Source organism: Streptococcus sobrinus DSM 20742 = ATCC 33478 (genome assembly GCF_000686605.1).
GTDB lineage: Bacteria > Bacillota > Bacilli > Lactobacillales > Streptococcaceae > Streptococcus > Streptococcus sobrinus.
Window position 1 is genome coordinate 31566 of record NZ_JMLC01000002.1, and the last position, 13174, is coordinate 44739.

The following is a 13174-nucleotide window of genomic DNA, read 5'->3' on the forward strand; positions in this document are numbered from 1 at the left end:
GTTTCCAGACAAAATAAAAACGGAGGTAAAACTTAATGAGTGAAGCTGTTATTGCTAAAAAAGCTGAATTGGTTGAAGCGGTTGCTGAGAAAATGAAGGCTGCTGCATCTATCGTTGTCGTTGACTCACGTGGTCTGACAGTTGAGCAAGATACTAATCTTCGTCGTTCACTTCGTGACGCTGGCGTTGAGTTGAAAGTCATCAAAAACTCAATCTTGTCTCGCGCTGCTGAAAAAGCTGGTCTTGACGACATGAAAGATCTCTTTGTTGGACCGTCTGCTGTAGCCTTCTCAAACGAAGACGTAGTAGCCCCAGCAAAAATCATCAACGATTTTGCAAAAGAAGCTGAAGCACTTGAAATCAAAGGTGGTGCCGTTGAAGGTGCTGTTTCTTCAGTCGAAGAAATCAAAGCCCTTGCTGCTCTGCCAAACCGCGAAGGTATGCTTTCTATGCTCCTTTCAGTGCTGCAAGCGCCTGTACGCAACGTTGCTTACGCTGTCAAGGCTGTTGCAGAAAGCAAAGACGAAGTGGCTTAAGTCTAAGCTAACTTTATCGCGTAGCTTAGTGCTACAAAACATTTAACATTATTATTTTTGGAGGAAATCACAATGGCATTGAACATTGAAAACATTATTGCTGAAATTAAAGAAGCTTCAATCCTTGAATTGAACGACCTTGTAAAAGCTATCGAAGAAGAATTTGGTGTAACTGCAGCCGCTCCTGTAGCTGCTGCAGGTGCTGCTGGCGGAGAAGAAGCTGCCGCTAAGGATTCATTTGATATCGAATTGACTGCCGGCGGAGACAAGAAAGTTGCCGTTATCAAGGTTGTTCGCGAAATCACAGGCGAAGGTCTTAAAGAAGCTAAAGGGCTTGTTGACAATGCACCATCTGTTCTTAAAGAAGGTGTTGCAGCTGCTGAAGCTGAAGAACTTAAAGCTAAACTTGAAGAAGCTGGAGCAACTGTTACCCTTAAATGATGAGGTGATGATTTCAGTTGAAGAACCTACCGTTTGGTAGGTTTTTTTGATTTTGAAAATCGCTGAAATATTTTCATTCCCCACCAAACCCCACTAAGATTTGAGCTTGGTGGGATTTTTGGCTTCCGAAAACCACTAGCAATTGTAGTGACCCCAAAAAGTTGGACATAATAGTTTAAGTAAAGGATTGCGTTCTGTATTGCACGGAACTCAAGTCCTTTTAGTTTTAATTTGATGCGTTATTGTTGTAATAATCAATATAGTCTGAGATAGCGAGCTTAAATGCCTCGATGGATGAAAACTCCTTTTCAAAACCATAGAACATTTCGGATTTTAAACTCCAAAGAAGGATTCCATTATAACTGTTACCCTTACGGGACATGGGTGGTACCTTTTAAGTAATTCTTGTAATTAATCCTTCAATAAAGTATAATAAGTATAAAAAAACATACTTAACATACTTTCGAGGAATAAAATGAGAAGCAAAAGAGACAATAAATTACATGCATGGACAGCAAGGGTTGGTTCTAAAGGACAAATTGTAATTCCCAAGCAAGCAAGAGAAATTTTTTCAATAGAACCCGGGGATAATATAATTATCTTAGGGGATGAAAGAAGAGGGTTGGTGATTATGAACGGTGAGTCTGCAACAAAGATACTTATGAGTATAGAAGAAGATTTAGAAGATAAGGAGTAAAATTATGAAAATAATTGCCGTGATTGTTATAATCCTTTTAGCGGCAGTAATATTTTTTGTCGTTAGAAATATCAATTATGATTATTCAGGAGAAAAATTTCTAAAAAACCAAGCGCCAAAGCTTGGAATTATAGAAAAACAATTTCGATTAGATGATGGGAACGTAATAAATTATGCAGAAGGACTTGAAAATGGTCCTACTATCATATTATTACATGGACAGATGGTAGATTGGAAAGACTATCGTTCAGTTTTACCTCAACTTATAAAAAGTTTCCATGTGATTGCTATTGATTACTATGGACATGGTAAATCAAGTAAAAATCCAGATTTATATAATATTGAGCGAATAGGAACCGATATAGCTCTGTTGATAAAAGAAAGGATTGGTTCAAATATAATAATTGCTGGACATTCCTCAGGAGCTTTAATTGCTGCATATATCGCAGCAGAATTTCCAGAGAATATCAAGGCTTTAATTCTTGAAGACGGACCATTCTTTTCTACAGAAAAGGGACGAGCAGAAACCACATTTTCTTATATGGATTTCAAAAATATACATGACTATTTTAATGAAAAACAAAGTATTAGTTATTTTGAATATAGCCTAAATAGACATCCTATGCGGATATTTTTCAACAAAGATGGGAATGATAATTGGTCTAAAATTGTAGCGAAACCTGCTTTGAAAATGTTTAGAAAAGATCCTTCAAAAAGTCCGGTAGTGTGGTATTATCCTCCAGAGCTGGGTGTGAACAGATTACTTATGCTTGCGTCTAATATTCAAGACAAAACAGGGAATTATGACCTTAGGTTTGGGGACACTTTTTGTACTTTTCAATTCTTTAATGGTGTTCATCAAGAAGAGATGTTAAAAAAGATTAAAGTGCCAACGTGTATTTTACATGTGGCGCCGCCAAAAGAAGCGGCACCTTCTTATTATAATGACGAAGGAATTTTAATCTCTGCAATGGATGAAATTGATGCTAGAAGGGTTAATAATTTAATTGACGGAAGCATCTTAGTGGAAGGCTTTGAGTCAATGCATGATATCCATGTAGATAAACCTAAGGAGTACATTCATACAATAGTTGATTTTTTGAAAACATTAGAAAAGTAATATAGTGATGGAATTGCTAACATACCACAGGGATAGGAAATAGTTTGTTATTTGAAAGTCTTATCAATAGTAATGACTTCACATGTGGTTCGGGAGATTTTCTAGTTTCTATCTTGAATGAAATTTAAAGCTTACTACCTTTCCAAATATTGATATGACTTCAATGATGATAAGTACAGATACGAACCTACCTTCGGGTAGGTTTTTTATGTTCAATTTTTCCTGAATACATAAATTAAGAAAAGATTTTTATAAAATAAATGATACTGAACATAAAAATTTAAAGGATGGAGCCTCTTATGGTAGCTATCGGATTTCCATTGCTTGCCAGTTAGAGAATATAAAAAGATACAATTCCCCAGCGACCCGATAACGTCTAAAATCTGTCAACTATGTGCATAAGAGTCTATTTTCGAGGAGCCTTATTCAATATTGGTTATAATAATGATGGTTGTTTACGATAAGAGAAACAATTCCATGCTAATAATCAACCTTTGGCATAGGTTCGAAAATTTTATCATAGTCTGGGGAATCCCTTACAAAAATTTAGCTATTATGCTTAAATAGAGTTAGAAATATTTATCTTTAAACTTGGCTATTGAAGGAGGTTCTCAATGTCCTTATCAGAACTCGAAAAATTGGAAGCTGGGCTTCCTTATGATTTTACTGACCCTGAGGTTGATGGGCGGAAATTGCAGGCGGTTCTGGGTTGCCAGAAGTTAAACGCTATTAGTGTGCTGGAGACGGAACAAAGACAGGAAGTTATCCGTCAGCTCTTTGGCTCGGTGGGAGTCAATCCTAATGTCCTGCCGGTTTTTAACTGTGACTATGGCAAGAACATCCATGTCGGCCATGATTTTCTCATCAACTATAACGGGATTATCCTGGACATCGCTCCCGTCCATATCGGTGACCATGTCATGATTGGTCCTAATACCTTGATTACCACGGTTGGTCATCCCATCACGCCCAAGGGTCGCCGGGAACATCTGGGTCTCGCTCAGCCTGTCACCATTGGCGATGATGTCTGGATTGGTGGCAATGTGACCATCCTGCCTGGCGTGACTATTGGCTCCAATGTCGTTGTCGCAGCAGGGGCAGTGGTGACCAAGGATGTTCCTGACAATACTGTTGTCGGCGGGGTACCAGCTAAGGTTATCAAGTCTATAGAAAACGACCTAAACTCCTAGAAAAGCAGGGCTTTCCAACGAACAAAGCAAGTCTAAAATTTAGAAAATCTTGATTTGCAAGAGCAGCCGCTATTGCGGTCTACCTATTTCAGCAAGTACGAGATTAAAGGATCCTCAGGGCTAGTATGGGCTTGGGGGATTTTTCTTTTGTCAAGCTAATAAACTAGTATTTAAAATATTTATTCCTACTGACATTTCAGGTTAACACCATTGAAATAATAGGCATAAAATGGTAAAATCAACTTGTTTGTTACGTATTTAAAGTTATTTGGGAGAGTAATGAAAATACTGTCTTCGCTAAATCTAAACGGAGAGCTGGACCTAGATGGAGAAATGTTGCTGTGTTAGCTAGCAAAAAGTATAAGCATAAGGCTAAGTCGAATGTATACGAATCAGTTGTAAAACGTTTCTTAGATTTTTGCATCGGCCTAATCGGGACCGTTGTTTTTTTCATGCCCTTGAGTCTTGTCATATTCATCTGTTACCTCTTTGGCAAGGATCGTGGGCCAATTATCTTTCGTCAAGAGCGGATGGGGCTCAATGGCAAGCCTTTTAAGATTATGAAATTCCGCTCCATGGTGGTCAATGCCGAAGAGCTTTTGGAGAAGGATGAGGAACTTTACCGAACCTATGTTGCTAACGGTTATAAATTCCCAGAAGGGCAAGATCCTCGTCTGACTAGGATTGGAAACTTCATTCGTAAGACAAGCTTGGACGAAATCCCGCAATTTCTCAATATTCTTAAAGGAGATATGAGTTTTATCGGACCTCGGCCGATTTTGGCAGCGGAGTTTGAAGAATATACAGCTAAGGAAAAGAGAGAACTTTTGTCAGTTAAGCCAGGAGCCACTGGTTGGTGGCAAGTGTCTGGCCGCAGTGATGTGAATTATCCCGAACACTGTCAGTTAGAGCTCTACTACCCTCGGCACTTTTCTTTTGGCTTAGATATGAAAATTGCTTTTCTGACCGTTAAGCAGGTTTTAACAGGTGAAGGAGCTCGCTGATGTTCAATCTTTTTTTCTTGAGAGGGGAGTGGTGATAGGCTGATGGCTGAGAAAAAAGTTTCGGTTCAGGTGAATATCATCATGAACTTTGTTCTAACCATTTCCAATATTATTTTTCCCCTAATCACCTTTCCTTATGTTTCTCGGGTTCTGATGCCTGTGGGGACGGGTAAGGTGGCCTTTGCCACCTCCATTGTCTCCTACTTTGCTATGGTGGGGATGTTGGGGATTCCGACTTACGGAATTCGGGCCTGTGCCAAGGTTCGTGACGACAAGGACAAACTGTCCAAGACGGTTCAGGAAATCATGGTTATCAATACCATTGCCATGACCCTGTCTCTGGTCACCTATCTATTGGCGATTATGCTGGTGCCTCGAATGGCTCAGGATCGTACCCTTTTTATGATTAATATTGCCACTTTGGTTTTTAATCTGATTGGCTGCGAGTGGCTCTACAAGGCTTTGGAACAGTACACCTACATTACTGTTCGTTCGGTGGCCCTGAAGTTTGTCTCCCTGGTGCTTATGTTTCTGCTGGTCCATCAAAAGGGCGACTATGTCCTCTATGGTGCCATTACTATTTTGGCCAGCGTAGGGTCTAATTTCTTTAACTTTATCAATTTACGCAAGTACCTCAATCTCAAGTGGTACAGCGGTATGAATCTCAAGCAGCATATTCAGCCAATTTTTAGCTTCTTTATGATGACAGTAGCAACGACCATCTATACCAATCTGGACGCTGTAATGCTGGGCTTTATGAAGGATGATGCTGCGGTCGGTTATTACAATGCTTCGGTCAAGATTAAGGCCATCTTGGTCAGTCTGGTCACTTCCATGGGAAGTGTCCTCCTTCCCCGGCTGTCTTACTATGTCAAACATGACAAAAAGGACGAATTCAGAGTTTTGACCGTGCGTTCCCTGCAGTTTATCGGTTTTATTTCTATCCCGCTCTGGGCCTACTTTACCCTCTTTGCCAAGCAGGGAATAGATTTTCTGTCTGGGCCAGATTATGCGGGGGCTATCCTGCCCATGCAGCTGATTATGCCGACTCTTTTTTTCATCGGCCTATCCAATCTTCTAGGGATTCAAATTTTAGTGCCTATGGAACGGGAGAATCAAGTGCTCAAATCAGTTGTTCTCGGAGCTATTGTTGACTTGATTATCAATGCTATGACGATTCCGGCCTTTGGAGCGGCGGGGGCTGCCTTTGGAACTTTGGTGGCTGAATTCTTTGTCGTTGCCTATCAGATTTTTGTCCTGAGGGATTTTCTGAAAGACATTATGGCTCAGATTAGAATGGACAAAAATGTCCTAGCTACAGTTTTAGCTAGCTTGGCTGCTTTTGCGGTTTATGTCAGTTTTCTGACTGGTCTGTCCAGCTTTTTGATTCTGGCGGCAACAGCAGCGGTCTTTGGTCTAGTCTATCTGTTGCTGAGCTTCCTGCTTAAGGATGCCTTCTTGCTGTATTTGGTCAGCTATTATAAAAAATAAAAAACAAGGAGATCAGGGTGAAGACTATCAAACTTATCGTAGCTACTCACAAGTCCTTCGTCATGCCTGACGATAGCAATCTCTATCTACCAATTCATGTGGGTGCTCAGGGAAAGGACAGTATTGGTTACAGGCCGGATAATACCGGCGATAATATTTCAGAGCTCAATCCCTATTTCTGTGAATTGACAGGACTCTACTGGGCTTGGAAGAATTTGGACTGTGATTATCTGGGTTTGGTTCACTATCGGCGCTATTTTGCTAAAGATGGTGTCCGCTACAAGGAAGGCTTGGACATCAATCAAGCTATTCTTGATCAGGCGGATTTTGAAGGTCTGCTGGATCAGGCTGATGTCTTTGTACCTAAAAGGCGTAAATACTATATCGAGACCCTCTATTCTCATTATGATCACACCTTTGACGGTGGTCATCTGGATGAGGCTAGGGCCATTATTGAGAGAATTCAGCCAGACTATTTGGCTGCCTTTGACAGAGTTATGCAACAACGCTCAGGCTACATGTTCAATATGTACCTGATGTCTAAGGAAAATTCCGATGCCTACTGTGCCTGGCTTTTCCCAATCCTAGAGGAGCTCTACCAAAAGATTGATACCAAGACTTTGAGTGCCTTTGAAGCTCGGCTCTTTGGTCGGGTCAGCGAGATTCTCTTCAATGTCTGGCTGGATAAGCAGGATCTGAAGGTCAAGGAAGTGCCCTTTATCTATATGGAAAAAGTCAATCTGTTCAGGAAAGGCCTGTCTTTCCTGCAGGCTAAGTTCTTTGGCAAGAAATACGGGGCTAGTTTCTGATAGTCTTTGGAAGTTAAAAACTGTAATTCTGATACTTTCTTAAAAAGTGCGGACGCAAGCAACCTCCTGACGGAGTTTCATTGCTAAATTTTGAGCCTCGGTCTCAAAATTTCCGTTATTAGCAACAAGATACTTGTTGCTAATAATACCACTTCGACGAAAGTATCACACTTCCTTTTCATCATTAGCTATAGAACGATGCCTTTTGGAAAGATATGAGGAATAAGCAATCAGTGCTAAGTCTTGAACGGTAAAAGGCATCAAAAGATTGTATCCTATAAAAATTTCATTTAGGGAGAGAATATTATGTCACAATATGATTATTTGGTTGTTGGTTCGGGGCTATTTGGGGCGATTTTTGCCCATGAGGCGGCTTTGGCTGGAAAGAAGGTTAAGGTTATTGAAAAACGCGGCCATATTGCCGGAAATATTTACACCAAAGAAGTAGAAGGCATCCAGGTTCATGAGTATGGGGCTCATATTTTCCATACGTCTGACAAGGACATTTGGGACTATATCAACCAGTTTGCGGAATTTAACCGCTATACTAATAGTCCGATTGCCAACTACAAGGGTGAAATCTACAATCTGCCCTTCAATATGAACACTTTTAATAAGCTTTGGGGCGTGGTGACACCAGCGCAGGCTCAGGCTAAGATTGATGAACAGAAGGCTGTTCTGGGAGGCAAAAAGCCTGAAAATTTGGAAGAGCAAGCGATTTCACTGGTCGGAACTGATATTTATGAAAAACTGATTAAGGACTATACGCAGAAGCAGTGGGGCAAGCCAACCACTGAGCTGCCCGCCTTCATCATCCGCCGTCTGCCGGTTCGTCTGACCTATGATAATAACTATTTCAATGATACCTATCAAGGGATTCCTATCGGCGGTTACACACAAATCGTTGAAAAGATGCTGGATCATGCCAATATTGACGTGGAAACCGGTGTTGATTTCTTTGTTAAGAAGGACCAATACCTAGCGGACTTCCCTAAGATTGTCTTTACCGGTATGATTGACCAATTCTTTGATTATCAACTTGGAGAATTGGAATACCGCAGCCTGCGCTTTGAAACCGAAACCTTGGATATGGAAAACTACCAAGGAAATGCTGTGGTCAACTATACTGACAGCGAGACTCCTTATACGCGTATTATTGAGCATAAGCACTTTGAGTTTGGTCAACAGCCTAAGACCATTATCACCAAGGAACATTCCAAGACCTGGTCTCGTGGCGATGAGCCTTATTACCCTGTCAATAATGACCGCAACAACCACCTTTATAAGGAATACAAGAAGCTGGCTGACCAAGAAGGTCAGGTTATCTTCGGTGGTCGTCTGGGACATTACCGTTACTACGATATGCACCAAGTCATCACAGCAGCCCTGCAATGTGTTCGCTCAGAAGTTAAGTAGGAGTCAAGTCTTTGCAAGCGATTTTGATTTTAGCCCATCGAAATTTTGACCAGATTTTCCAGCTTTGTAAAACCCTAAAGCCGGATTTTGAAATCTATATCCATTTCGATGTCAAGATGTCCTTGAGTCAGGCTCAAAAAGAGCTGATGGATCAGGAGGGTATCTACTATATTTCAGAAGTTGATGTTCACTGGGGTGCTTGGAGTGTTACCGAGGCTGAGCTCCGACTGATGGAAGAAGCCCTAAAAAATCCTGAGGTTGAATTTGTCCATTTGATTTCAGGACAAGATTGGCCTCTACAGAATCCCAAGAAAATCAGGGAATTTTACGAAAAAAATGACAAAATTTACTTGATGGCAAAGCCTGCCAAGGAGGAAGCCAAATCAGGTGAACGCTTGATTTGGTGGCAACAGTTTTACTTTAATTATGATAAAATCAATCGACGGTCAACCTTTGGTAAGCTCTACCACCGAGTTTCCCTTAGTCTCCAAAGACTCTTGCACATCAATAAATTGAAAAAGCTAGGCATAGACCTAGAAATTTATTCAGGACCTCAGTGGTGTGACCTACCTCGTGATGTGGCCCAATACTGCCTAGATTATATGAAGCAGCACCCCAACTATATCAAGATGTTGCAGACAAGCTTTTGTTCGGATGAATTTTGGTTACCAACCATAGTTTATAATGAGCCCAAGTTTTCTGAGCGCATAGTAGGCCAATACTATCGTTTTATCAAGTGGGAGGAGCAGCACGGCTCCTATCCTGCTATTTTAGATGAGCGAGATTATGAGGCCATCAGGTCTAGTGGAGCCTTTTTCGGCCGCAAGTTTGACACGGCCTATTCGCAAGACTTAATAAACAGACTAGAAAGTCAAAATAAATCTAGCGTTGCTCATGTCGAAAGGAAAAAATATGAAAACTAGGATAGAGTGGATAGATTTCGCTAAGGGGCTGACTATTCTTCTAGTTGTTGTTGGTCATACAATTTCTAACGGTCTAATTCGTGGTTCGATTTTCTCTTTTCATATGCCTTTGTTCTTTATTTTAAGTTTGGCGACTTATAAACTATCACCAGATTCTTCGACTTTAATATTGAAGATCAGAAAAGCTAGTAGACATTTATTAGTTCCAGCCCTTTTTATCTGGCTTTTCCAATCGGTTGCCTTGTATAGAGGCACACCCTTTTTATCCTATGTAATTTCTCAGTTTAAAAGTTTAATTTGGTCAAGTGGGGTTGTTATTGGAACAGGTTCTAAAATGATTCCCCCTATTGGAATTCCTTGGTTCTTGATTGTCCTTTTTCTTGCCAGAGGTTTATATGATGGATTACACCTTATTTTTAAATCTACTACCATTTTTATAGCTATAATTTTGTCCTTCCTAGGGGTGGTGCTGGGAGTAACACGTTATTGGCTTTATTTTTCTGGAGATATTGCCTTGGCTATCTTACCCTTTTTGTATTTTGGAAATAATTTTTTAAAAATTGACTTCTTAAAAAAATCGTATTCCAGACTATTCATGTATGGCTTTGTTTGGGCGGCTACTTTAGTTATAGAGTACGGACTAGGTTATAAGTACTTAGAATTAGCTATAAGAAGGTACCCACTATTTCCGCTGTCTTACTTGACTGCAATAGCAGGCGTCGTTGCACTATGTCAGTTGAGTGTGCTAGTTGAAGTGAAATTTAAGTATCTCTGTTATTATAGATTTTTCGATTTCTTTGTTAAATTAGGTAGGAATAGCTTAATTATCCTAGTTATTCATGCTTTGGAAGATCAGGCTTTACGCTTTATTTGGGAATTAACGACGATCCAATGGATCAATCTGGTGATACGTCTCACTATTGATATTTTCTTCTTTTATGTTTATCTCTTCTTAAAGAATACTATTAAGAATAAAAAGATAAGTACATGAGGTGATAAAGTTATACTGGTTTAACAGGACTTAATGGATAAAAAGGTCATTGTGACATTTAGTTATATTCGAAATTCTATTAGGAGAAAAGCATGCTCTATATAATCGTTGTGATTGTTGCTTTATTTGCAGTACTAAACTTTATTATCACTGATGGAGATTGGTTAGATCCGGCAGTGATATTCTCAGGCGTGTTCTTAATGCAGATTATGTCTTGTTTGTTAGCAACTTCATATTTGCATCTGGTTTTTCATGTTGAGACGGTATTAATACTACTTATTGCCTTATCAATTTTTACACTATTTTCTTTTTGGAACCATTCTAAAGTACGAAATTCTAATGTCTTGGAAATAGCAGAGCAAAAGAAAGAATTTTATCCTTTTATGATATCAAAGATGATAACATTTCTTTTTATAGTTTTAGCTGTGATTGTTATTTATTTAAAATATAAATACTTAAATAGCTTTGCTTCTGCATATGGACAAAGTGGACTCCCTTTATCAAAGAAGATTTCGTTATTTGATGCCATAACAAAATTTTATCCAAGAGTATACAAATCTTTAGGCGTTTTTCCTTCGAGCCTATTAAGTAATTTAGAATTACTTGTTCGTTCTTTTGCTTATTTAACCGCATTTAGTCTAGTCGGTAATTGGATTGTCAATCGTAAATTACAGTTACAACAGCTCTTATATCTTTTCCTTTTTACCATAGTTATTTATTTTGGGGGGAGCAGAAGTGGGATTTTTAGACTGTTTACTTTTATGATTTTTATCTTTTATATTCTTTTGATTAGAAACGGTGCTAATCGGATCGTTCTAAACAAATCAGTGAGAAAAATTATTGTTAGTGGTGTAATTCTGGTTACCGTCTTTCTGTCAACAATGAGTCTTTTCGGGCGTGCATCAAGTACCAATATTTTCCATTACCTTTTTGTTTATATCGGGGCACCCTTGTATAATCTAGATAGTTTCATTCAAACTTATCAACTTCCTAGACCAGAACATTATTTTGGATCTCAAACATTCTGGAGTTTTTATAGTTGGTACTTACCTAAATTACACATGAGTACTTACAAATTAGATTTACCGTTTGTAAATTATGATTCCAATTATGGACTTGGAAATGTCTATACAACTTTCTATCAATTTATTTATGATTTTGGTTTTATTGGGGTTGCTCCTCTAACAGCAATTTTTTCTTGGTATTATACAGGAGCTTATCGTAAAATTCGCTTACTGACTAATCCAAGCAAAGTCTTTGATTACAGATTAATAGTCTATGCATTTCTCTTCAATGACCTATTTATGCTCTTTTTCTCAAATCGTTTTTATGAGACGGTTACAAACTTTGGGAATGTTAAGTTCTTATTATGTGTCTTTATTATGGGAATGATTCTTGAAGGGAAAGGGTTCCGTATTGGAAAATTTAATTTCAAATTAAAATCGTAAATGGTAGAAATTTAGTGCTTCCTGTCTCATCTCTAATCTACTAGTAACAAATACATACTCTGCTAGGAACCGATCAAGGTAGTCTTTCAGAAAGGAGAAGCTTATGCCGTCTAGTAACCCATTTATCAGCGTTATCATTCCTGTTCACAATGCTGAAAAAACACTTTTGCGTGCTCTGGATAGCTTAAGTTTCCCTGATTGTGAAATTATTTTGGTTGAAAATACCTCGACTGATGCTTCCTACCAATTGGCCTGTGACTATGCCAAGGAGAATAATCGTCTCAAGATCTTTCAGTCGGCAGCAGGAGTTTCCAATGCCCGAAACTTAGGACTAGAGCGTGCGAGCGGAGAATGGATTTTCTTCTTGGATGCTGATGATTACTTATTTAAGGAAAACTTGGAGACAATTGCGAATAAGCTCAAGTCTAGCTCAAGCGATATTGTTTTCTATAATTATCACAAGGGAGGGAGTCTTGTTGAGCTATTCGAGGTGATTCAAGACTTTCATCAAGCAATGGAGAGGGAAGACTTCATTAACACTTGCTTGCAAAATCCTACGCAATTTATGACCGTTTGGAGCAAGGCCTTTCGGGCAAGTTTGATTAAGAATCTGCGTTTTGCCCCCAATCTGCGCGTGTCAGAGGATAGCAATTTCCTCTTACAGGCCCTTTTAGGTGCCCAAACTATCTCGACCTCGCCTGATTTGCTCTATCGCTATTCCATTGATAATCCTTCAACCATGCGGACTTTCGACCAATCAAAGTTGGATGGTTATCTAGCCGCCTTGAAATCCGCGCGAAGAATTATCCAGGACCAAAATCCTTCCTTGCAAGAGGCTTTTGGAGCATACAGCTTAGCGCAATTTAACCTAAGTATGGTTCGGCAAGTCTTCCATCAAAGCAACCCTCTATCCTACAAGGAGAAGTTGGCTAATATGAAGGAATTAGCCTCTTCAGATATTTTTGCCCAAGACTTTTCTGCCATGAGTTTAAAAAAAGTCAAGGGTCTAGGAGATATTCCACTCTGGTTTATCAAGCATAAAGCCTATCGTTTGGCTTCTCTGATCTATCTGGTCAGGGTCAAACAGAATGCACGAAAAGAAAGGTAA

The 13174-nt window shown here is 39.4% G+C and carries 13 protein-coding genes, 1 pseudogene and 1 other annotated feature (1 of these 15 running past the window's edge); of the genes and pseudogenes, 13 read left to right on the forward strand and 1 reads right to left on the reverse strand.

The window, feature by feature from the left end:
* Nucleotides 1–9, forward strand: a sequence feature (ribosomal protein L10 leader region) (it extends 153 nt beyond the left edge of the window).
* Between the two features lie 26 nt (nucleotides 10–35).
* Nucleotides 36–536, forward strand: a complete 501-nt coding sequence (gene rplJ / locus BS63_RS0101180; RefSeq protein WP_002961902.1) for a 50S ribosomal protein L10 — start codon at nucleotides 36–38, stop codon at nucleotides 534–536.
* 72 nt (nucleotides 537–608) lie between these two features.
* Nucleotides 609–977, forward strand: coding sequence for a 50S ribosomal protein L7/L12 (rplL, locus tag BS63_RS0101185; RefSeq protein ID WP_002262825.1), 369 nt, complete (start codon nucleotides 609–611; stop codon nucleotides 975–977).
* A 175-nt stretch (nucleotides 978–1152) separates the two neighbouring features.
* Here the strand turns inward: rplL and BS63_RS1000000111590 are convergent.
* A pseudogene (locus BS63_RS1000000111590) lies at nucleotides 1153–1365 on the reverse strand (IS3 family transposase); the annotation flags it as partial.
* Nucleotides 1366–1452: 87 nt separating this feature from the next.
* Between BS63_RS1000000111590 and BS63_RS0101195 the strand changes: the two are divergent.
* From BS63_RS0101195 to BS63_RS0101245, 11 genes are all read left to right on the forward strand, one after another.
* Nucleotides 1453–1674 (forward strand): AbrB/MazE/SpoVT family DNA-binding domain-containing protein, encoded by a 222-nt coding sequence (locus BS63_RS0101195; RefSeq protein ID WP_002962292.1) that lies wholly within the window; start codon nucleotides 1453–1455, stop codon nucleotides 1672–1674.
* A gap of 4 nt (nucleotides 1675–1678) precedes the next feature.
* The gene (locus BS63_RS0101200) at nucleotides 1679–2794 is read left to right on the forward strand and encodes an alpha/beta fold hydrolase (RefSeq protein ID WP_002962293.1); all 1116 of its coding nucleotides are present in this window, start codon (nucleotides 1679–1681) and stop codon (nucleotides 2792–2794) included.
* A 614-nt stretch (nucleotides 2795–3408) separates the two neighbouring features.
* On the forward strand, nucleotides 3409–3984 hold the full coding sequence (locus BS63_RS0101205) for a sugar O-acetyltransferase (protein WP_002962294.1): 576 nt from the start codon (nucleotides 3409–3411) through the stop codon (nucleotides 3982–3984).
* Nucleotides 3985–4325: 341 nt separating this feature from the next.
* Nucleotides 4326–4988 (forward strand): sugar transferase, encoded by a 663-nt coding sequence (locus tag BS63_RS0101210; RefSeq protein ID WP_002962295.1) that lies wholly within the window; start codon nucleotides 4326–4328, stop codon nucleotides 4986–4988.
* A 42-nt stretch (nucleotides 4989–5030) separates the two neighbouring features.
* Nucleotides 5031–6479: a flippase gene (locus BS63_RS0101215; RefSeq protein ID WP_002962296.1), complete on the forward strand. Its 1449-nt coding sequence runs from the start codon at nucleotides 5031–5033 to the stop codon at nucleotides 6477–6479.
* Between the two features lie 17 nt (nucleotides 6480–6496).
* The gene (locus tag BS63_RS0101220) at nucleotides 6497–7288 is read left to right on the forward strand and encodes a DUF4422 domain-containing protein (RefSeq protein WP_002962297.1); all 792 of its coding nucleotides are present in this window, start codon (nucleotides 6497–6499) and stop codon (nucleotides 7286–7288) included.
* 306 nt (nucleotides 7289–7594) lie between these two features.
* Nucleotides 7595–8704, forward strand: a complete 1110-nt coding sequence (gene glf / locus BS63_RS0101225) for a UDP-galactopyranose mutase (RefSeq protein ID WP_028798388.1) — start codon at nucleotides 7595–7597, stop codon at nucleotides 8702–8704.
* Between the two features lie 11 nt (nucleotides 8705–8715).
* Nucleotides 8716–9627, forward strand: coding sequence for a beta-1,6-N-acetylglucosaminyltransferase (locus BS63_RS0101230; RefSeq protein ID WP_002962337.1), 912 nt, complete (start codon nucleotides 8716–8718; stop codon nucleotides 9625–9627).
* On the forward strand, nucleotides 9617–10618 hold the full coding sequence (locus tag BS63_RS0101235; RefSeq protein WP_002962334.1) for an acyltransferase family protein: 1002 nt from the start codon (nucleotides 9617–9619) through the stop codon (nucleotides 10616–10618). The genes BS63_RS0101230 and BS63_RS0101235 overlap by 11 nt, the downstream gene beginning before the upstream one ends.
* Before the next feature lie 92 nt (nucleotides 10619–10710).
* Nucleotides 10711–12066, forward strand: a complete 1356-nt coding sequence (locus tag BS63_RS0101240) for an O-antigen polymerase (protein WP_002962331.1) — start codon at nucleotides 10711–10713, stop codon at nucleotides 12064–12066.
* Between the two features lie 103 nt (nucleotides 12067–12169).
* Nucleotides 12170–13174 (forward strand): glycosyltransferase family 2 protein, encoded by a 1005-nt coding sequence (locus BS63_RS0101245; RefSeq protein WP_002962330.1) that lies wholly within the window; start codon nucleotides 12170–12172, stop codon nucleotides 13172–13174.